Below are 524 nucleotides of genomic sequence, written 5' to 3'. Positions count from 1 at the left end.
AACATAGAAAAGAAATCATATTGAACATAAACGATTATCCCCACAACCACAGCCAATACAATTGCAGTTAAAAAATGCTTCACCGCCATCTCACCCCTTTGTATAAATCATATACATTTTATTACATAAAAGATGGCATTAAAAGACTTTTTTATCTATAATGATAAATGAATTACATTTTTTCCAGAAAGAGGGTTGTTATGAAAATCTTCAAATCTTTGTTTCTTGTCAGTTTGTCTTTGGTATTAGTGTTTTCTGTAAGTACTCCATTGATGGCGCAGCAGAATGAATTGATTCACCGATCTCGCCGGCTGGCGGTCAGTTTATCTAGTTTCTGCCGTCATGATGCTCATCATGACTGGCGTATTGTTCCGAGTACTTCCGCGTGATGAAAGCGAAAGAGAGTCATTATCCTATGCGCAGCTACTTCGTTCAATGTTCACATTATTCATACAAATATACATATATTCAAAAGAAAGAAAATTTAAGAACAATAAAAGACACAACATTATTAGGGAGGTTAT

General features: G+C 34.5%; 1 pseudogene. It reads left to right on the top strand.

Annotated features, from left to right (window positions below):
* Positions 1 to 297 precede the first annotated feature (297 nt).
* Positions 298 to 456, top strand: a pseudogene (locus BA70_RS20760) (MFS transporter); the annotation flags it as partial.
* Positions 457 to 524: the final 68 nt, after the last annotated feature.

Source organism: Bacillus zhangzhouensis (assembly GCF_000715205.1).
In the GTDB taxonomy this organism is placed as follows: Bacteria; Bacillota; Bacilli; order Bacillales; family Bacillaceae; genus Bacillus; species Bacillus zhangzhouensis.
The sequence above is the reverse complement of the archived record's forward strand: the minus strand, read 5'-3'. Positions and strand labels throughout refer to the sequence as shown.